This is a genomic window from Pseudomonas sp. GM17 (genome assembly GCF_000282175.2).
Lineage (GTDB): Bacteria > Pseudomonadota > Gammaproteobacteria > Pseudomonadales > Pseudomonadaceae > Aquipseudomonas > Aquipseudomonas chlororaphis.
The window spans coordinates 5,412,158-5,433,521 of sequence record NZ_CP124732.1 but is presented as its reverse complement, the minus strand read 5'-3'; the positions used below and the strand labels follow the sequence as shown (position 1 = coordinate 5,433,521).

The window sequence follows — 21,364 nt, the reverse complement described above, 5'->3', positions numbered from 1 at the left end:
CGCTCTCCAGATGTCCCATTCCGAGGGCAGGGGCCTTTATTTTTCAAAGGTTTATGTAACGGTCGCGGTTTTTTTCCGCGGCTCTACGTGCAAGCACAATCCGCGCAGGAAACCCCATGATGGACGCGTTCGAACTCCCCAGCACTCTGGCTCAAGCCCTTCAACGCCGGGCGGCTCAGACCCCCGATCAAGTGGCCTTGCGCTTCCTTGCCGAAGAGCAGGATCAGAGCGTGGTCCTCAGTTATCGCGACCTGGATCTGCGTGCCCGGACCATCGCCGCCGCGCTGCAGGCCAATGCCGGTCTGGGCGATCGCGCGGTGCTGCTGTTCCCCAGCGGCCCGGACTATGTCGCGGCGTTTTTCGCCTGCCTGTATGCCGGGGTCATCGCGGTGCCGGCCTATCCGCCGGAGTCGAGCCGACGCCATCACCAGGAACGGTTGATCTCGATCATCGCCGACGCCGAGCCGCGGCTGCTGCTGACCAGCAGCGGGCTGCGCGAATCGTTGTCGCAGATGGACGAACTGCAAGGTGCCGACGCGCCGCAACTGCTTTGTGTGGACACCCTGGCGGCGAGCCTGGCCGAAGGCTGGAGCGCCACCGAACTGCGGGGCGACGACATCGCCTTCCTGCAGTACACCTCGGGCTCCACTGCCTTGCCCAAGGGTGTGCAAGTCAGCCACGGCAACCTGGTGGCCAACGAACTGCTGATCCGCCGCGGCTTCGGTATCGACCTCAGCCCCGACGACGTGATCGTCAGCTGGCTGCCGCTGTACCACGACATGGGTCTGATCGGCGGCCTGCTGCAACCGATCTTCAGCGGCGTGCCCTGCGTATTGATGTCGCCGGCGTATTTCCTCGGCCGGCCGTTGCGCTGGCTGGAGGCGATCAGCGAATACGGCGGCACTATCAGCGGTGGCCCGGACTTCGCCTACCGCCTGTGCAGCGAGCGAGTCAGCGAGTCGGCCCTGGAACGCCTGGACCTCAGCCGCTGGCGCGTGGCCTATTCCGGGTCCGAGCCGATCCGCCTGGACACCCTGGAGCGCTTCGCCGAGAAGTTCGCCGCCTGCGGTTTCACCTCGAATCATTTCTTCGCCTCCTATGGCCTGGCCGAAGCCACCCTGTTTGTCGCTGGCGGCACCCGTGGCCAGGGCATCCCGGCCCTGCGCCTGGACGAGCAGGCCCTGGCGCAGAACCGCGCCGAGCCGGGCACCGGCAATGCCATGATGAGCTGCGGCACCAGCCAGCCCGAGCATGCGGTGCTGATCGTCGAGCCCAATACCCTGGCCGAGTTGGAAGAGAACCGGGTCGGTGAAGTCTGGGCTGCCGGCCCGAGCATCGCCCATGGTTACTGGCGCAACCCCGAGGCCACGGCCAAGACCTTCGTCGAGCATGCCGGCCGGACCTGGCTGCGCACCGGCGATCTGGGTTTCATGCGCGATGGCGAGCTGTTCATTACCGGCCGCTTGAAAGACATGCTGATCGTGCGTGGGCACAACCTTTATCCACAGGACATCGAGCAGACCATCGAGCGTGAGGTCGAGGTGGTGCGCAAGGGCCGGGTCGCGGCGTTCGCCGTCACCGAGCAGGGCCAGGAAGGCATCGGCATCGCCGCGGAAATCAGCCGCAGCGTGCAGAAGATCCTCACGCCGGACGCGCTGATCAAGCTGATTCGCCAGACCGTGGCCGAGGCCTATCAGCAAGCGCCGAGCGTGGTGGTCCTGCTCAATCCCGGCGCCTTGCCCAAGACGTCCAGCGGCAAGTTGCAACGTTCGGCCTGCCGCAACCGCCTGGCCGATGGCAGCCTCGACAGTTACGCCCAGTTCTCCGATAACAAGCTCCCCGATCGCCAGGCGGCGGTCGGCGAGGCGAGTGGCGAAGCGACCCGCGAACTGCAAGAGCTGATCGGCCGTATCTGGCGTGAACAGCTGCAAGTCGAGCAAGTAGCGAGCGACGATCACTTCTTCCTGCTGGGCGGCAACTCCATCGCCGCGACCCAGGTCGTCGCGCGTCTGCGTGAAGCACTCGGCCTGGAGCTGAACCTGCGCCTGCTGTTCGAGGCGCCGACCCTCGGCGCGTTCGCTGCACAGGTCGCCCAGTTGCAACAGGATGGCGGCCTGGCCCAGGGCGCGATCAACGCCTTGTCGCGCACCGAGGCGCTGCCCCAGTCCCTGGCGCAGAACCGCCTGTGGATCACCTGGCAGCTCGACCCGCACAGCAGCGCCTACAACATTCCCGGTGGCCTGCGCCTGCGTGGCGAGCTGGACGAAGACGCCCTGCGCGCCAGCTTCCAGCAACTGATCGAACGCCACGAATCCCTGCGCACGCGCTTTTTCGAGCGCGACGGCCAGGCGTTGCAACAGGTCCTGCCGGCCAGCGAATTCAACCTGCAGGTGATCGACCTCAGCGACCTGCCGGCGGCCGAGCGCGAAGCGCAGGCGCAACAGATCCGTGAGGATGAGGCCCGTACCCGGTTCGACCTGGAACAAGGCCCGCTGCTCCGGGTGACCCTGGTGCGCCTCGACGACGAGGAACACCAACTGCTGGTGACCCTGCACCACATCATCGCCGACGGCTGGTCGCTGAATGTGCTGATCGACGAGTTCTCGCGCCTGTATGCCGCCGCCGTGCAAGGCCAGGCGGCGAGCCTGGCGCCGCTGCCGTTGCAGTACGCCGACTACGGCAGCTGGCAGCGCCAGTGGCTGGCCCAGGGCGAAGGCGAACGGCAACTGGCCTACTGGAAACAGCAGTTGGGTGACGAGCACCCGAGCCTGAGCCTGGCCACCGATCACCCGCGTTCGGCGCAACGGCAACACAGCGCCGCGCGGCACAGCCTGCGCCTGGGCGCGAGCTTGAGCGAAGCCATTCGCCAGACCGCCCAGGCCCATGAATCCACACCTTTCATGCTATTGCTCACGGCGTTCCAGAGCCTGCTGCATCGCTACAGCGGCCAGCGCGACATCCGCATCGGCGTGCCCAACGCCAACCGTCCGCGCCTGGAAACCCAGGGCCTGATCGGTTTCTTCATCAACACCCTGGTGCTGCGCGCCGAGGTGGACGGGCGCCTGCCGTTCGTTGATCTGTTGGCGCAGACCCGCCAGGCCGCGCTGCAGGCCCAGGCCCATCAGGACCTGCCGTTCGAGCAACTGCTCGAAGCCTTTCCCCAGGCCCGCGAACAGGGTCTGTTCCAGGTCATGTTCAACCACCAGCAGCGCGACCTCAGCGCCCTGCGACGGCTGCCCGGGCTGCTGGCCGAGGAGTTGCCGTGGCACAGCCGCGAGGCCAAGTTCGACCTGCAACTGCACAGTGAAGAAGACCGCAACGGCCGCCTGAGCCTGTCGTTCGACTACGCCAGCGAACTGTTCGAGGCCGCGACCGTCGAGCGCCTGGCCGAGCATTTCGTCAGCCTGCTGCGCGAAGCCTGCGCGCGTCCGCAAACCGCCATCGCCGACCTGCCGTTGCTCAACCCCTGCGAGCAGGCGCAGCAGCAACAGTGGAGCGAAGCCCCGTGCGCGGCGGCCAGCCAATGGCTGCCCGAGCTGCTCGAGGCACAACTGCAGCAGACCCCGGAACGCACCGCACTGGTGTGGCAGGGCGGTGAGCTGAGCTTTGCCGAGCTGCATGCCCAGGCCAACCGCCTGGCCCATTACCTGCGCGACAAAGGGGTCGGCCCGGATGTCTGCGTGGCCATCGCCGCCGAGCGTTCGCCGCAGCTGTTGATCGGCCTGCTGGCGATCGTCAAGGCCGGCGGCGCCTATGTGCCGCTGGACCCGGACTACCCGGCCGAGCGCCTGGCCTACATGCTGGCCGACAGTGGCGTCGAGCTGCTGCTGACCCAGACCCAGCTGCTCGAGCGCCTGCCCCAGGCCGCGGGCGTCAGCGCCATCGCCATGGACAGCCTCAAGCTCGACGGCTGGCCGAGCCATGCGCCGGGCCTGCACCTGCACGGCGACAACCTGGCCTATGTGATCTACACCTCCGGCTCCACCGGCCAGCCCAAGGGCGTGGGCAACACTCACGCGGCCCTGAGCGAACGCTTGCAGTGGATGCAGAACAGCTACCGCCTGGACGCCAGCGATGTGCTGATGCAAAAGGCGCCGATCAGCTTCGACGTGTCGGTGTGGGAGTGCTTCTGGCCGCTGATCACCGGCTGCCGCCTGCTGCTGGCCGCGCCGGGCGAACACCGCGACCCGCATCGTATCGCCCAGTTGGTGCAGCAATACGGCGTGACCACGCTGCACTTCGTACCGCCGCTGTTGCAGCTGTTCGTCGAGGAGCCGCTGAGCGCCGGATGCAGCAGCCTGCGCCGGGTGTTCTCCGGTGGCGAAGCCTTGCCGGCCGAATTGCGCGACCGGGTGCTGGAGCAGCTGCCGAACGCTCAACTGCATAACCGTTACGGCCCGACCGAAACCGCGATCAACGTTACCCACTGGCATTGCCGCAGTGTCGATGGCCAGCGTTCGCCCATCGGCCGTCCGCTGGGCAACGTGATCTGCCGGGTGCTGGACGCCGACCTCAAACCGGTACCGACCGGCGTGCCGGGCGAGCTGTGCATTGCCGGGGTCGGCCTGGCCCGCGGTTACCTCGGGCGCCCGGGGCTGAGCGCCGAACGTTTTGTCGTCGACCCGCTGAGCAGCGAGGGCGCGCGCCTGTACCGCACCGGCGACCGGGTGCGCTGGGCGGCCGATGGCGCGCTGGAATACCTCGGGCGTCTCGATCAGCAGGTCAAGCTGCGCGGCTTTCGCGTCGAACCCCAGGAAATCGAAGCACGCCTGCTGGCCCAGGAGGGCGTGGCCCAGGCCGCGGTGCTGGTGCGCGAGACCGCGGCCGGTGCGCAGCTGATCGGTTATTACACCGCCAACGCGGATGGGGAAGAGGAGGAGGCGCAGACCGAGCGCCTGAAAACCGCCCTGGCCAGTGAGCTGCCGGAGTACATGGTGCCGGCGCAACTGATGCTTCTTTCGGCCATGCCGCTGAGCCCGAGCGGCAAGCTTGACCGCCGCGCCTTGCCGGAACCGCAATGGCAGGTGCGTGAACACGTCGAACCCGTCACTGAGTTGCAACAGCAGATCGCGGCGATCTGGCGCGAGGTGCTGGGGCAGCAGCGCATCGGCTTGCGCGATGATTTCTTCGCCCTGGGCGGCCACTCGCTGCTGGCCACGCAGATCATTTCCCGCACCCGCCAGGCCTGCGACGTCGAGTTGCCGCTGCGGGCCTTGTTCGAAGCCAGCGAGCTGGGCGACTTCGCCGAGCAGGTGCGGCTGATCCAGGAAACCGGCAAGCGCAACCAGCAGCCGCCGATCGCCAAGGTCGATCGCAGCCAGCCTGTGCCGTTGTCTTATTCCCAGCAGCGCATGTGGTTCCTCTGGCAGATGGAGCCGGACAGCCCGGCCTACAACGTGGGCGGCATGGCGCGTTTCAAGGGCGTGCTGGATGTCGGGCGTTTCGAGGCGGCGCTGCAGGCGCTGATCCTGCGTCACGAAACCCTGCGCACCACGTTCCCTAGCGTCGACGGCGTGGCCCAACAACGGGTGCATGGGGAAACCGGCGTGCGCATGGGCTGGAAGGATTTCTCCATGCTGGATGCAACGGCCCGCGAGCAACGCCTGCAACAGCTGGCCGACGGCGAGGCGCACCGGCCGTTCGACCTGGAAACCGGCCCGCTGCTGCGCGCCTGCCTGGTCAAGGCGGCGGAGCATGAGCACTACTTCGTGCTGACCCTGCACCACATCGTCACTGAAGGCTGGGCGATGGACATCTTCGCCCGTGAGCTGAGCGCGTTGTACGAAGCCTTTATCGACGACCGCGACTCGCCGCTGGAACCGCTGCCGGTGCAGTACCTGGATTACAGCGTCTGGCAGCGCCAGTGGCTGGAGTCCGGCGAGCGTCAGCGCCAGCTGGATTACTGGACTGTGCAACTGGGCAACGAACATCCGCTGCTGGAACTGCCGGGCGACCGTCCGCGGCCGCCGGTGCAGAGCCACCAGGGCGAGTTGTACCGCTTCGACCTCAGCGACGAGCTGGCTGCACGGGTGCGGCGCTTCAACGCCGAACATGGCCTGACCCTGTTCATGACCATGACCGCGACCCTGGCCGTGCTGCTCTATCGCTACAGTGGCCAGACCGACCTGCGCATCGGCGCGCCGGTGGCCAACCGCATCCGTCCGGAAAGCGAAGGGCTGATCGGCGCCTTCCTCAACACCCAGGTACTGCGTTGCCAGCTCGACGGGCAGATGAGCGTCTTTGATCTGTTCGAGCAGGTGCGGCACACCGTGATCGAAGGCCAGTCCCATCAGGACCTGCCGTTCGACCATCTGGTGGAAGCCCTGCAACCGCCGCGCAGCGCCGCCTATAACCCGCTGTTCCAGGTGATGTGCAACGTCCAGCGCTGGGAGTTCCAGCAGAGCCGCAGCCTGGCCGGCATGACGGTCGAATACCTGGCCAACGATGCGCGGGCCACCAAGTTCGACCTCAACCTGGAAGTCACCGACCTCGATCATCGCCTGGGTTGCTGCCTGACCTACAGCACCGACCTGTTCGACGAGCCGCGCATCGCGCGCATGGCGGCGCACTGGCGCAACCTGCTGGAGGCCTTGATCGCGGCCTTGATAGAGAGCCCCGAGCAGCGCCTGAGCGAGTTGCCGCTGCTCGACCGCGTCGAACAACAGCAACTGCTGGACAGCCTGGGCGTCGAGCCCGGCGAACACCGCCTGGACCAGTGCATCCACCACCTGTTCAGCGAACAGGCGCTGCTGCGCCCGGACGCGCCGGCCCTGACGTTCGCCGGGCAGACCCTGAGCTACGCCGAGCTCGACAGCCGCGCCAACCGCCTGGCCTGGATGCTCCGTGAGCGTGGCGTCGGCCCGCAGGTGCGGGTCGGCCTGGCCCTGGAGCGCTCGCTGGAAATGGTCGTCGGCCTGTTGGCGATTCTCAAGGCCGGCGGCGCCTATGTGCCGCTGGACCCGGAATACCCGCTGGACCGCCTGCACTACATGATTGAAGACAGTGGTATCGGCCTGCTGCTCAGCGACGCGGCGATGTTCCAGGCTTTGGGTGAGTTGCCAGCCAGCGTGGCGCGCTGGTGCCTGGAAGAGGACGGCGCGCAACTGGCCAACTACCCGGCCAGCGAGCTGCCCTTTATCAGCCTGCCGCAGCACCAGGCGTACCTGATCTACACCTCGGGCTCCACCGGCAAGCCCAAGGGCGTGGTGGTGTCCCATGGCGAGATCGCCATGCATTGCTGCGCGGTGATCGAGCGCTTCGGCATGCGGCCGGACGACTGCGAGCTGCACTTCTATTCCATCAACTTCGACGCCGCCACCGAGCGTCTGCTGGTGCCGTTGCTCAGCGGCGCCCAGGTGGTGCTGCGGGCGCAAGGGCAGTGGGATGCGCAAGAGATCTGCCAGCTGATCCGTGAGCACCGCATCAACATCCTCGGCTTTACCCCGAGCTACGGCAGCCAGCTGGCGCAGTGGCTGGCGACCCAGGACCAGACCCTGCCGGTGCGCATGTGCATCACCGGCGGTGAGGCGCTGACCGGCGAACACCTGAGCCGCATCCGCGCGGCGTTCAAACCGAGCCTGTTCTTCAACGCCTACGGCCCGACCGAAACCGTGGTCATGCCGCTGGCCAGCCTGGCGCCGGAACAACTGGAAGAGGGCGCTGGCAGCGTACCGATCGGCACCGTGATCGGTGAGCGCGTGGCCTACATTCTCGACGCCGATCTGGCCCTGCTGCCGCAAGGCGCCACCGGCGAGCTGTATGTCGGCGGGGCCGGCCTGGCCCAGGGTTACCACCAGCGTCCGGGCATGAGCGCCGAGCGTTTCGTGGCCGACCCGTTCAGCACCACTGGCGGGCGCCTGTATCGCACCGGCGACCTGGTGCGCCAGTGCGCCGATGGCCAGGTGGAATACATCGGCCGGGTCGACCATCAGGTGAAGATTCGTGGCTTCCGTATCGAGCTGGGGGAAATCGAAAACCGCCTGCTGGAACATGAGGCGGTGCGCGAAGCGGTGGTGCTGGCCCTGGACATGCCGGGTGGCAAACAGCTGGCCGGGTATTTGGTCGTGGATGGGGTGACCGATGTCGCCGAACAGAGTGACGAGCAGCAAGCTGCCCTGCGCGAAGCGATCAAGGCCCAGCTGAAAATCCACCTGCCGGATTACATGGTGCCCACCCACCTGGTCCTGCTGGCGAGCATGCCGCTGACCGCCAACGGCAAGCTCGACCGCCGCGCCTTGCCGGCCCCGGACCTGGAACTCAACCGCCAGCAGTACGTGGCGCCGAGCAACGAGCTGGAGCAGACCCTGGCCCAGGTCTGGTGCGACGTGCTGAACCTGCGGCAGGTCGGCCTGCACGACAACTTCTTCGAACTGGGCGGCGACTCGATCCTGTCGATCCAGGTGGTCAGCCGCGCCCGTCAGCTGGGCATTCATTTCAGCCCGCGGGACCTGTTCCAGCATCAGACCGTGCAGGCCCTGGCCGCGGTGGCCAGCCGCAGCGAGCGGATCGTCGCCGAGCAAGGCTTGCTCAGCGGCGAGTCGCACCTGACACCGATCCAGCACTGGTTCTTCGACAGCGCGATCCCCGAGCGTCAGCACTGGAACCAGGCCCTGCTGCTGGCGCCGACCCAGGTGCTCGATGGGCAGTTGCTGGAGCAAGCGCTGCACGCGGTGCTGGCCCAGCATGACGCCCTGCGCCTGCGCTTCACCCAGGTCGACGGCCAATGGCGGGCCGAGCACCAGCCGCTGTCCGAGGCGCCACTGCTGATGCAACTGCGCGTGGCTTCCATGGAACAATGCCCGGCGCTGTTCGCCGAGGCGCAGCGCAGCCTCGACCTGGCCAACGGACCGCTGTTGCGCGCGCTGTTGGTGGACGGTCCGGATGCGCAGCAACGTCTGTTTATCGCCATCCACCACCTGGTGGTCGACGGCGTGTCCTGGCGGGTGCTGCTGGAGGATCTGCAAAACCTCTACCGTCAGCTTGAAGCTCAGCAGACGCCGCGCCTGCCGGCGAAAACCAGCGCCTTGCGCGATTGGGCGTCACGCCTGCAGGCCTATGCCGGCAGCGAGTCGCTGCGCGAAGAGTTGAGCTGGTGGCAGGACCAATTGGCTGGCCCGGCGGCGACGCTGCCGGTGCAGCACGCCCAGGGCGGGCGGCAGAACAAACATGCGCGGACCGTCAGCGTGAAACTGGATGCCGAGCGCACCCGGCAGCTGCTGCAACAGGCGCCGAGCGCCTACCGCACCCAGGTCAACGACCTGCTGCTGACCGCCCTGGCCCGCGTGCTGTGCCGCTGGACCGGCGAAGCGTCAGCGCTGATCCAACTGGAAGGCCATGGCCGCGAAACCCTGTTCGACGAGATCGACCTGACCCGCACGGTCGGCTGGTTCACCAGCGCTTACCCGCTGCGCCTGACCCCGCTGGCCATCGAAGCGGCGGCCGGGCAGGGCGCCTCGATCAAGGCGATCAAGGAGCAACTGCGCGCCGTGCCGCATAAAGGCCTGGGTTATGGCGTGCTGCGCTACCTGGCCGACGGGGCGATCCAGCAATGCATGGCGGCCTTGCCGCAGGCACCGATCACCTTCAACTACCTGGGCCAGTTCGACCAGAGCTTTGCCAGCGACGCGCTGTTCCGTCCGCTGGACGAGCCGGTGGGCGCCGCCCATTCGCCGGAAGCGCCGCTGCCCAACGAGCTGAGCGTCGACAGCCAGGTCTACGCCGGCGAGTTGGTGCTGCGCTGGACCTTCAGCGGCGAGCGTTTTGATGTGCAGAGCATCGACGCGCTGGCCCAGGCCTACCTCGGCGAACTGCACAGCCTGATCGTCCATTGCCTGGAGGACGATGCCGGCGGCCTGACGCCGTCGGACTTCCCCCTGGCGCACCTGACCCAGGCGCAACTGGACGCGCTGCCGGTGCCGGCCAGTGCCATCGAGGACGTCTACCCGCTGACCCCGATGCAGGAGGGCATGCTGCTGCACACCCTGCTGGAGCCGGGCACCGGCCTGTACTACATGCAGGACCGCTACCGCATCGACAGCGAGCTGGACCCGGCGCGTTTCGCCCAGGCCTGGCAGGCAGTGGTGGCCCGTCACGAAGCCCTGCGCGCGTCCTTCTGCTGGAACGTCGGCGAAGACATGCTGCAGGTTATCCACAAGCCGGGCAGCACGCCGATCGAGTTCCTGGACTGGAGCGCTGTCGCGCAAGACGAGCAGGAACCGAAGCTGCAGGCGCTGCTGAAAAGCGAGCGCGAGGCCGGTTTCGATCTGCTCAACCAAGCGCCGTTCCACCTGCGGCTGATCCGCGTGGGGGCCGCGCGCTACTGGTTCATGATGAGCAACCACCACATCCTGATCGATGCCTGGTGCCGTTCGCTGTTGATGAACGACTTCTTCGAGATCTACACCGCCCTGGGCGAAGGTCGCGAAGCCCAGCTGAGCGTGCCGCCACGCTACCGCGACTACATCGGCTGGCTGCAACGCCAGAGCCTGGCCGAGGCGCGCCAGTGGTGGAAAAACAACCTGCAAGGCTTCGAGCGCACCACGCCGATTCCGAGCGACCGGCCGTTCCTGCGCGAACACGCCGGCGACAGCGGCGGCATGATCGTCGGTGACTGCTACACCCGGCTCGATGCCCGCGACGGCGCGCAATTGCGCGAGTTGGCGCAGCAGCATCAGCTGACCGTCAACACCTTCGCCCAGGCGGCCTGGGCCCTGGTCCTGCGGCGCCTGAGCGGCGATCGAGACGTGCTGTTCGGCGTCACCGTGGCCGGGCGTCCGGTGGAAATGCCCGAGATGCAGCGCACCGTCGGCCTGTTCATCAACAGCATCGCGCTGCGGGTGCAGCTGCCGGAGGACGGCCAGCGCCTGAGCGTGCGTCAATGGCTCAGCAGCCTGCTGGAACGCAACATGGAGCTGCGCGAGTACGAATACCTGCCGCTGGTGGCGATCCAGGAAAACAGCGAACTGCCCAAGGGCCAGCCGCTGTTCGACAGCCTGTTCGTGTTCGAGAACGCACCGGTGGAAGTCTCGGTGCTGGACCGCGCGCAAAGCCTGAACGCCACCTCGGATTCCGGCCGCACCCACACCAACTTCCCGCTGACCGCGGTGTGCTACCCGGGGGATGACCTGGGGCTGCACCTGTCCTACGACCAGCGCTACTTCGAGCAAGCGACCATCGAGCGCCTGCTCGGCGAGTTCAAGCGCCTGCTGCTGGCGCTGGTGCAGGGCTTCCATGGCGACATGGCCGAGCTGCCGCTGCTGGGTGCAGCAGAGCAGGACTTCCTGCTCGCCGGCTGCAACCAGAGCGAGCATGAGTACCCGCTGCAGCGCAGCTACGTCGAACTGTTCGAGGCCCAGGTGGCGGCGCATCCGCAACGCATCGCCGCCAGTTGCCAGGACTTGCACTACAGCTATGCCGAACTGAACCAGCGCAGTAACCGCCTGGGCCACGCCCTGATCGCCAACGGCGTGGGCCTGGACCAGCCGGTGGCCCTGCTGGCCGAGCGCAGCCTGGACCTGCTGGGCATGATCATCGGCAGCTTCAAGGCCGGCGCCGGCTACCTGCCGCTGGACCCGGGCCTGCCGGGCCAGCGCCTGGGGCGGATCATCGAGCTGAGCCGCACGCCGTTGCTGGTGTGCACCGCGGCCTGCCAGGAACAGGCGCGAGCCTTGCTCGACGAATTCGCCTGCGCCAACCGACCACGTTTGCTGGTGTGGGAGGAGGTGCAAGCGGCCGATCATTCGCAGGACAACCCGGGGCTCTACAGCGGCCCGGACAACCTGGCCTATGTGATCTACACCTCGGGTTCCACCGGCCTGCCCAAGGGCGTGATGGTCGAGCAGCGCGGCATGCTCAACAACCAGCTGAGCAAGGTGCCGTACCTGCAATTGAGCGAGGCCGATGTGATCGCCCAGACCGCGTCGCAGAGCTTCGACATTTCGGTCTGGCAGTTCCTCGCCGCGCCGCTGTTCGGCGCGCGGGTGGACATCGTGCCGAACGCCATCGCCCATGACCCGCAAGGTTTGCTGGCCCATGTGCAGGCGCAGGGCATCAGCGTGCTGGAAAGCGTGCCGTCGCTGATCCAGGGCATGCTCGCCCAGGAGTCCATCGAGCTCGATGGCCTGCGCTGGATGCTGCCGACCGGCGAGGCGATGCCGCCGGAGCTGGCGCACCAATGGTTGCTGCGTTACCCGCAGATCGGCCTGGTCAACGCCTACGGTCCGGCCGAGTGCTCGGATGACGTGGCCTTCTACCGCGTCGACATGGCTTCGACCCGTGGCAGCTACCTGCCGATCGGTACGCCGACCGACAACAACCGCCTGTACCTGATGGATGGCGCGCTGGACCTGGTGCCACTGGGCGCGGTGGGCGAGCTGTGCGTCGCCGGTAGCGGGGTCGGCCGTGGTTATGTCAGCGATCCGCTGCGCACCGCACAGGTATTCGTGCCGCATCCGTTCGGTGCCCCGGGCGAACGCCTGTACCGCACCGGCGATCTGGCACGGCGTCGCGCCGATGGCGTGCTGGAGTACGTCGGGCGCATCGACCATCAAGTGAAGATCCGTGGCTACCGCATCGAGCTGGGGGAAATCGAAGCCCGCCTGCACGAACAACCGGAAGTCCGCGACGCGGCGGTCGGGGTGCAGGAAGGGGTCAACGGCAAGCATTTGGTGGGCTACCTGGTTGCCAGCGATTCGGCCCTGAATCCGAACGAACGCCTGGAGCGCATCAAGCAACGCCTGCGCGTCGAGTTGCCGGAATACATGGTGCCGCTGCACTGGCTGTGGCTGGAGCGCCTGCCGCTCAACGCCAACGGCAAGCTCGACCGCAAGGCCCTGCCGGCCCTGGAGATCGGCCAGTTGCACAGCCAGGACTACCTGGCACCGCGCAGCGAACTGGAGCAGACCCTGGCCGCTATCTGGGCCGAGGTGCTCAAGGTCGAGCGGGTCGGGGTCCAGGACAACTTCTTCGAGCTGGGCGGGCATTCGCTGCTGGCCACGCAGATCGCCTCGCGGGTGCAGAAAACCCTGCAACGCAACGTGCCGCTGCGGGCGATGTTCGAGTGCAGCACGGTGGAGGAGCTGGCGCAGTACATCGACGGCCTGGCGAGCAGTGAAATCAGCGAGGAGAAGGTCGATCGCCTGAGCGACCTGATGGCGGAGCTGGAGGGGTTGTAATCAGCGTTGCCAGTGCTGGCCCCATCGCGAGCAAGCTGAACTGGCCTGATAAGCCGGGACACCCCAATCGGGCGCCATGATGGCGCCCAACTCTGAACCTTAACCTGGCAGGGCCTTACCATCGAGGCCCTGCTCACTCCCGGCTGGCCCGAGTGCTACCGTCACCTCCACGGCTATCCGCTGCCCATCTTTGAAGCCGGCTACCGCTCGCGCTTCGAATGCGCCGACAACATCGACGCGGCAGATGTCGCTGTTCTAAAAAACTCGGCCCTTCGGGTCGAATTATTCATCCCTCACCGTGCGAGATTAGAGTCCTTCGCAGAACTGCTCATGGGGCTCGCAATGAATTTTTGAAGTATCTCCGCGACCAAGGCGATTCAGTCTTGCACTTATAGTGATTCGAGTTAATCCATCTTCCAAATTTGACTTTTGACGCTAACTTTAGTGGCTATGCTCTTACAGTGGGTTGACTGTCAAAGTCATTGCCGCGCCAGCAATAATGGCAGATCGTTATTTTGGAGTTTTTATGGACATGGAGCTGTTTGAAGCGAGCCATTACCAAGCCCCCGAGACACCAAAACGCCATTGATGTTCTGCTTGCACGCCTCCAGTTATTTCAACGGCTATGTTTTGGAGAATTAAAATGTCCAATGAAAAGTTTGACCGCGTCACAGCGAATTTGTCTGTTGCCGATATAAGCACTGCAATCGCTACCGGTTTGCAAAGAGCGCTTGATACTCGTGGAGAAGCGTTGCGCGATAAAATCCTTATTTATGGTGGAAGGATTGACTTCAACATTCAAGTGCTCCCCCAAAGCGCGGTAGGCGAACTCAAGGAAGTTGCCAATATTGGCAAGGTCTAGGTTTTTCGGCATTTTTTCGTCAAGCCAATAGGGACAGAAGGAATGCTGGTGGAGGGAATAAAATGCCACCCAAATCGTTGGAAAAATCCCGCCGATTGATTGAGAACGGTCGAAATAAGGCGCTTCTGTGCCCAAGTGCTCAGCCGGAATGGGAAGGAGCGAAAATATTCGGGGTGGTGAATGGCACGGTGGCAGCTCCTGAAGTAGCTTACCTTTCACAAGCAATACCCATGACGAAAGAGCTGGCTGAATCAACAGTCCCTGTCAGTCCGGCAGAGGTATTTCGTATTTCCGCACCCTGTGCGGAAATGCGATGCCAGCACTACAAGGAAGGAGGCTGCCAGCTTGTATCGCGCACCGTAGAGAAATTAAAAACGGTCACAGACAAACTTCCCCGTTGCTCGATAAGAGCCTCCTGTCGCTGGTGGAATGAACAGGGCCCCGATGCCTGTTTCCGCTGTCCGCAAGTTGTAACCAACAGTTTTTCCCAGGACGAGATGATCATTATTGCGGCAACCCCGATATAGCTCAAAGTGTGAGTCATCGTTGAAGATGAAAGGACTCTGATCAACTTGCACTCTCTGATATGAACGTTGAGTCTATTTACCCCTTCTGGAGGGGAGTTATACACATCGTTCAGGCGTTCAGCAGCCTATATGGATTTCATCATCCTTTGTAGGCGCGAGCTTGCTCGCGAAAAAGTCTTACGGCCTGCACGGCCCTTCGGACTTGTCCGATTGACGGCAACCCTTCACTGGCACAGTCTACCGAGGCTTTTTCGCAGCCCACCTGACAGGAGACAGTTGATGCCCTTCGCGACTATTGATGGACAAGCCCTTCACTACCTGGACCAGGGCAGCGGCCCGGCGGTGCTGCTGGCTGGCAGCTACCTGTGGGACCTGAACATGTGGGCGCCGCAGATCGAGGTGCTGTCCCGGCAGTACCGGGTGATCGCCCTGGACCTGTGGGGCCACGGCCAATCTGGCGCGCTGCCGCAAGGCACCACTTCACTGGATGACATCGCCCGGCAGGTGCTGGCGCTGCTGGATCATCTTGAGATCGAACGCATCACCCTGGTCGGCCTGTCCGTGGGCGGCATGTGGGGCGCGCGCCTGGCCCTGGCGGCGCCGCAACGCATCAATGGCCTGGTGCTGATGGACACCTACCTCGGGGCCGAGCCCGAGCCGACCCGCCAGTACTACTTCTCGTTGTTCAAGCAGATCGAAGAGGCGGGGACCATCCCGTCGCCGCTGCTGGACATCGTGGTACCGATTTTCTTCCGTCCTGGCATCGACCCGCAGTCGGCGCTGTACCAGGACTTCCGCGCGGTCCTCGCGGCACTGCCCAGCGAACGCCTGCGCGAAAGCGTGGTGCCCATGGGCCGCATCACCTTCAGCCGCGCAGACCTGCTATCGCGCCTGGACCAGCTGGACCCCAAGACCACCTTGCTGCTGTGCGGCGACCAGGACAAACCGCGCCCACCTGCGGAAACCCGGGAAATGGCCGAGCTGATTGGTTGCCCTTATCAGCTGGTGCCCGAAGCGGGGCATATCTCCAACCTGGAGAACCCGGCGTTTGTCACCGAGGCGTTGTTGAAGTTTTTGGCTGAGCGGCATTCCTGCTGATGCCTCGGCGGCGTTTGGGCTGACGTTATCGCGAGCAAGCTTCGCTCCTACAGAAACCGTATTTCACCTGGTGGATCGCATTCTTCTGTAGGAGCGGCCGGTCGACGCTCGATTGCCCGCGATGCGATCCCACGGCCACCACACGACCCTCTGCTATAGTCGCGCCCGGCGCAGGTCCAAGCACCTGCGCCGGGCGTTTTCATTCAGGGACAGGGGCGATGACGGAACACATTTACTGGCGTGATATCGAGGATCTGGCCGGCAACTGGAACGGCCTCGGGGTGGAGGTCAAGCGCCCGGCCAGCGGCAAGCCGAACTTGCGCCTGCTCAGTGGCAACAACCGCCGCATGCAACTGGTGCTGGGTGACCAGACGCTGCTCTGGGGCACCATGTCCCGCTGCCTTTACGGCGTGTGGCTGGTACGCAATCACCTGCTGGAGCAATGGCCGCAAACCCTGGTGTGCCCCATCGATTCGCCCCAGGTGGAGCAACAGCTACGCCTCGACCCGGCCCTGCGCCTCAAGGCCTGGAGCCGCTTTTTCGTCCAGCAGTTGATGCAGCACCAGCCGGACTTTTTCTACCCCGGCTACTGGCTGGTACGGGCCCTGCGCCCGGAATCCCTCAAGCCGATGCGGCCGTTGCTGAGCGGTACCGAAGCCTGGTACTTCAAGGGCGGCGAAGACGCCCTGAGCCATATGCCGCAGTGGGCGATCTACGGCCGCAACATCCTCGACAACCGGCAACCCGGCGCGGCGCGCTGGGTCGAGTTGGGCGAGAGTGGTGGCGCGGTGGTCGGCCTGCATGCAGTGGACCCGCATTCCGGGCGCCTCAAATGGTGGCGCAAGAAAGCCCGCGAGGGCAGCTTGCCGCCCATCCTGCTGTGGTACGTCAGCGGCCTGAGCTGCCACCTGATTCTCGATGGCCATTACCGCTTGCAGGCGGCCATCGATGAAAACCTTCCACCGGAGTTCCTGGTGCTCAGCTCGCCGCGGCTCTTCAGCTATCGCCCGAACCCGCAAGAGCAGCAGAAGGTGCTGGGGGCTCTGCAGATGCAGATCCAGCGCAAGAACCTGGAAACGGTGCGCTTCAACCAACTGCTGATCAGCACCTTCGATGACCGGCCGTATCACGGCTTCGGCAGCCAGTCGTGGGCCGGGATTGCCTCGGAAAAGGTCTGGGTCGATCAGGTCAGCGCCGTCCTCAACGAACGGGCAGACACCGGCGAGCTGGAAAACATCCTCGCCCGCGAAGCGCCGGACGAGTTCGCCTGAGCCTTACGCACAAATGCCGAATGTTGACGCCCCTGTAGCCGCTGCCGAGCTCCGCGAGGCTGCGATCGACTGCGCAGCAGGCGCCAAACCTGCCAACGTGGTGTGTCAGGCGAAACACCGGCGCCTGGTTTGCGGCCGCTTCGTCGGAATGCCGCCCAGCCCGATCGCAGCCTCGCAGGCTCGGCAGCGGCTACAGGGGGCTGATTCGCTTTCTTTTGTAAGGTATTTCCTAGAAACTTCTGCGCGCTTGAGTGCGCCTGTATGCGGGGCTAGGCTGCCTGGGTCATCGCCAAATCGATGACTCGGATGTGCAAGTCCGAATTCTGCAAAGACGCATAAACGCTCAGAGTTGATTGAGCGTTTTCATGTCCGCGGTGTTATGGCGGCCGTGCGCGGGAGATCTTCGGATCTGCCGGGTGTTCTTGCAGACTCGGTCTTGCACACCTGCGTACGGCTGCCACCTTAATTCGTGTGCAAGCGAACGGTGTCAGTTCCTTTTCTCTGCAAGGAACTCAACCATGAAAAAGCTAGTTCCCGATCCACCCAGCGATTCCCCAGCACCTACCGTTTTCCCGAACTGAAACGGGCCAATCAGACCCTGCGCCAGTCCTTGGCCGAGCAGTCTGTCGAGGCTGTGCCGTTTGCATCTCTGCCTGCCACTTCGTCGGTACGCGTCACCCCGGATTCCTTGTTCCACGTGCGCGAAGGCATCAGCGCCGAAGAAGCCCTGGTGCATGTCTCGCTCTTGCTCAAATGCGCTGAAGAAGTCAGCGATGAAATCACCGAACGCGGCAGTGGCCTGGAGCGTGGGCTGATCTGGTCGATGGTCCATTCCGTGGAAATGGCCAGGGCGGTGGTGGATGCGTTGCTGGATGGGCGCGGTGCCCGTTGAACCGATACTGTTTTTTGAAGCGCGCATCGTGAGCGGGCTCGCCCCCACGGGGGCCTGATGGTCGTTTCACAATCAGGTATCCGTGGGGGCGAGCGCTCAGGTCAGCGTCAGGCGCTGACGGTGTTCAACTTTAGGCCTGTTCTTCCAAAGCATTCAGTTTTGCCAGAAAGGCAGCAGGCCCCATTCTTTGCAGCGGGAATTTGCCGCGACTCACCGCATCGAAGTAGCGCAGCGACCCCCACAGTTCAAAATCCCCCACCAGATAGACCCGACGTTTGGCCCGGGTGAGGGCAACGTTCAGCAGGTTAGGCTTGGAGGCGGCCCACTGCGCCGCTCCCGCATGCTCGGTGTCTGCCCCCAGCAGCATGAACACGGTGTCTTGTTCTTTACCCTGGAAGGTATGCACGGTGCCGATGGAGGCTTTCAACCACTGCTTCAACTCGCCCGCAGGTAATTTCGAGCGATGGTTGGGCCGGGCCCAGGCCGCCATGCGTATGGCTTTTTGCAGGGCCAGGCGCACGGCCTTGAACGGCGAGATCACGTACAGCTGCGGCAGCTCTCTATCGCGTGAGTAGAGTTGTCCGAGAAGATCGACCATGAACTCGATCTGCTGGGGGACAACCTGTTTGTGTTCGACATTGCCAGGGATATCGACCCAGCAACTGGAGCTGTACACAGGGGCGTCCTGTTCGGCGTGGGCATTGGGCAGGCCAAAGACCATCTTGTTACCGTAGGCGATCTGATTCGACAGGCTGAACATGGGTTCGATGCAGCGTCTGTGGACCCGCAACGGGCTGCCGATCCACAGCTCTTGATCGGTGTCGTTCTTGAACACGCTGCCATACAGATTGTTGTGGTCCGCCAGGCTTTGCACCGACACACGATTGGGGGCGAAGGCATCGTTCGCCGTGTGTACCGATAGCTGGCCCAGGGTCTTGACCAGGCGTTGCGGCAGGGTGAAGACCGGCTCGATTTGCAGGGGGTCGCCCACCACCATGGCTCTTTGCGCCCGCCACAAGGCACCGACGGCGGCCTGGGGCACGGCCTGTCCCGCCTCGTCGATGTACAGCCAGCCCAAAGAGCCAGCACCCAACCCACGGAACTGGTTGGCAAAGGAGGCAAAGGTGCTCGAGACCACCGGGATCACCATGAACAGGCTTTGCCAGAGCACCTGGGTCAGTCGCTCATCCTCGGGTGTCTTGTTGCTCAGCAACAGGCTGATGGCGGCGAGGTTGGCGCTGAAGCCCTTGCCGTTCGAGCCCGAGGGCGCCACCTCGGCCAGCCAGGCTTCATGCAGGGTCAAAGCCGCGGCGAACAAGGTCGAGCGCAAGCGATTGAGTGCTTCATCATGCCAAAGCCCATTGATCTGGAACTCGCTGTTCTCCAGCTCACTGAGCTGACTTGGCAAATCCGGACGGCCCAGGCGGCTGGCGAAGTCGTCCAGGCATCGGCACTTGTCTTGCCATTGCGCCAGACGGGTATCGAGTTCGCTTCTACAGAACAGCAATGCGGTTTGCGCGCTTTCAAGTTCTGGTCTGAGGCTTTTGTTCAGAAGGCTTTTCGCGCGGTTGATCTCTTCATGCGCCAGACGCTGAAGCCGGGCATTTTCCAGTTGTTCGTCACGGTGGGTTTTAGCTGCTTGAGTATTGAACAAGCGCTTCCACCAGACCGGACGGCTGCGATCTATCAGGCGCTCCAGTTCCTGAAGGCTGCTCAGATGTTGCGCCGTTGCTTGAAGTTGCTGTTGCTGTTGGTCGAGGGCTTGCTGGGCGGACGCCCTGGTCTGTTCGGCCTGATCGAATGACTGTTGCTGAAGGTGCAGGAAGGCCTGTTCATCGGTAGCCGCCATTTCTTCCAGCAGGCTGGCGTAACGGGCTCGTTCCTCCAGTGCTTTGCTGACCGCCTCATCGGCTTTTTTGAAGGCTGCGCTGGCATCCTTGAAGGTGGGGCCTTTGTATTCATCCACCCATTGCCGAATCGTCAGTGGCCGATTGGGCTCGGTGGAGTCTACCGGGGCGAAGAACATGCGTTCCTGCAGGACCTTTCGGTTGTTGCTATTACCGAGTGCGGCGCAGATCAAGCCCCAGGGTTTGTCCTCGTCGGACAGGTCGCTGATGCTGCCATCGCTTTTTTGTGCGGCAATCTTATGGGCGACCGGTTGCAGGTACTGCACGTCGTTCCAGCATTTTCCCAGGGATTTGCGTTTGGGCAGGTCTCGGGAAATGTTTTCCACGGCGGCATTGTTGGAGGAGGCCACCACCATTTCATAGCCGGTCAACTCAGGTTTGAGCGCGCGGATGGTGTAGGTATTCGGCATGCCCTTGAAGGTGACCTGCGGTTTTTTCCCGCCGACGAAAGCATCTTCCGCCTCGCTGTATCCCGCCAATACCCGCGCCCGACGCACGATGTTCTCGGCGAACATGTCGCGCAATAGCGTCGTTTTGCCTGTCCCGGGTGGTCCGTTAACGGAGAACACCCCACTGTTTTCCAAGGTGCCGAGCGCGGTATTGATCGCGAACTGTTGCATCAGGCTCATGGCATGGCCCGGCTCATCCGGCCAATGCCCGGGGTTTATGCATTGCGGTTGCAGGGCCTGGTAAATGGCCTTGCGGCCATTGTCGGTATACAGGTCGATTCTTTTGCCCGGGTCGGCTTCGCCCAGGTATTGAAGCAAAGGCAGCGGCTGTTCTGCGCGTTGCAGGCTGGCGATCGCACGCTCGATGTCTTTTATGAAAAAGCTGTTGAGGATGTCGATCTCGGTATCGGGCTCCTCTTCGTCCTCGACTTCCGTTGCCTGTGCCGCAGAGGGTTGCGTGAGTGGTTTCTCGACCTTGGGTTGGGTCAGCACTTGAAGCAATGCGACCGAGCTACCGCTGTTTTGCTCAGGCGTGAAACTGGCCCAGTTGCACAGCAGTTGATGCAGATGCATGACTTCCTCAGCCATCAAGGCTGGGTCATCGTTTTGCTGACGCTGTCCGTGGAAGTTGTGCAGCAGTTTGATCAACTGCTCCTTGGCGTCCTCGAAGGCTTGATGGCCAAGCGCACCAAGCCCTTTGCTCACCGTTTGCCCCAGGGCCCAGGGAGCCGTCGACAGTGACACGGCATCCAGTTGCGGGACGGCTTGCGCATTGAGCTTGATCTTGGCGAAGCAGGTAAAACCTTCAAGCTCCACCCGTTCCTGCTCTTCGTAGAAGGTGTTCTCGTCTACCGATAAAGCGGCCAGATACGGTTCGCAAAGAGTCGCAATGACGGAGGCGTCAAAGACCCCGATATAGAGATTGAAGCCTTTGACTTGAAGGTCTTCAGGTATGGAAAAGTTGCGCCAGTGGCTGTCCTTGCTCTGCTGGAGAATTTCCTGGGAGAGCCATCGGGTCTCCCATTTCTTGAAGTCCTCAACATATTTCCCTAGGGCATAAGGTAGAAAGAATTCCACCTTGTGCCAGTAGTCGAGAATGTCTAAAAGCCTAGCTTGTCCTTGAGCTGTCAAAACGTCACATCCCTGTCTGCGTGAATAAAGGCAGTAGTGTAACGCTGTCGGTAAG

6 protein-coding genes and 1 pseudogene are annotated in these 21,364 nt (G+C 63.7%); 6 read left to right on the top strand and 1 reads right to left on the bottom strand.

All coding sequences use genetic code 11. The features are described from left to right. Positions 1 to 116: 116 nt before the first annotated feature. The 6 genes and pseudogenes from PMI20_RS24025 (at position 117) to PMI20_RS24000 (ending at position 17,822) form a co-directional block, all read left to right on the top strand. Positions 117 to 13,172 (top strand): non-ribosomal peptide synthetase, encoded by a 13,056-nt coding sequence (locus PMI20_RS24025; RefSeq protein WP_007922889.1) that lies wholly within the window; start codon positions 117 to 119, stop codon positions 13,170 to 13,172. Between the two features lie 643 nt (positions 13,173 to 13,815). After that, the gene (locus PMI20_RS24020; RefSeq protein ID WP_007922888.1) at positions 13,816 to 14,034 is read left to right on the top strand and encodes a hypothetical protein; all 219 of its coding nucleotides are present in this window, start codon (positions 13,816 to 13,818) and stop codon (positions 14,032 to 14,034) included. A 62-nt stretch (positions 14,035 to 14,096) separates the two neighbouring features. Beyond that, the gene (locus PMI20_RS24015) at positions 14,097 to 14,561 is read left to right on the top strand and encodes a hypothetical protein (protein WP_081502420.1); all 465 of its coding nucleotides are present in this window, start codon (positions 14,097 to 14,099) and stop codon (positions 14,559 to 14,561) included. 279 nt (positions 14,562 to 14,840) lie between these two features. Continuing rightward, entirely contained in the window at positions 14,841 to 15,659 is an 819-nt protein-coding gene (locus PMI20_RS24010) for an alpha/beta fold hydrolase (RefSeq protein ID WP_007922886.1), read from the top strand. A 218-nt stretch (positions 15,660 to 15,877) separates the two neighbouring features. After that, positions 15,878 to 16,930 carry a hypothetical protein gene (locus tag PMI20_RS24005; RefSeq protein WP_007922883.1) on the top strand — a complete coding sequence of 351 codons (1,053 nt, stop codon included), beginning with the start codon at positions 15,878 to 15,880 and terminating at the stop codon, positions 16,928 to 16,930. A 518-nt stretch (positions 16,931 to 17,448) separates the two neighbouring features. Continuing rightward, a pseudogene (locus tag PMI20_RS24000) lies at positions 17,449 to 17,822 on the top strand (DUF6124 family protein). A 130-nt stretch (positions 17,823 to 17,952) separates the two neighbouring features. Here the strand turns inward: PMI20_RS24000 and PMI20_RS23995 are convergent. Further along, positions 17,953 to 21,309, bottom strand: a complete 3,357-nt coding sequence (locus tag PMI20_RS23995; protein ID WP_007922878.1) for a DEAD/DEAH box helicase — start codon at positions 21,307 to 21,309, stop codon at positions 17,953 to 17,955. Positions 21,310 to 21,364 lie beyond the last annotated feature (55 nt).

Coding starts and splice junctions, on each gene's coding strand:
- PMI20_RS24025 (WP_007922889.1), top strand. CDS start 117: ATGATGGACGCGTTCGAACTCCCCAGCACTCTGGCTCAAGCCCTTCAA.
- PMI20_RS24020 (WP_007922888.1), top strand. CDS start 13,816: ATGTCCAATGAAAAGTTTGACCGCGTCACAGCGAATTTGTCTGTTGCC.
- PMI20_RS24015 (WP_081502420.1), top strand. CDS start 14,097: ATGCCACCCAAATCGTTGGAAAAATCCCGCCGATTGATTGAGAACGGT.
- PMI20_RS24010 (WP_007922886.1), top strand. CDS start 14,841: ATGCCCTTCGCGACTATTGATGGACAAGCCCTTCACTACCTGGACCAG.
- PMI20_RS24005 (WP_007922883.1), top strand. CDS start 15,878: ATGACGGAACACATTTACTGGCGTGATATCGAGGATCTGGCCGGCAAC.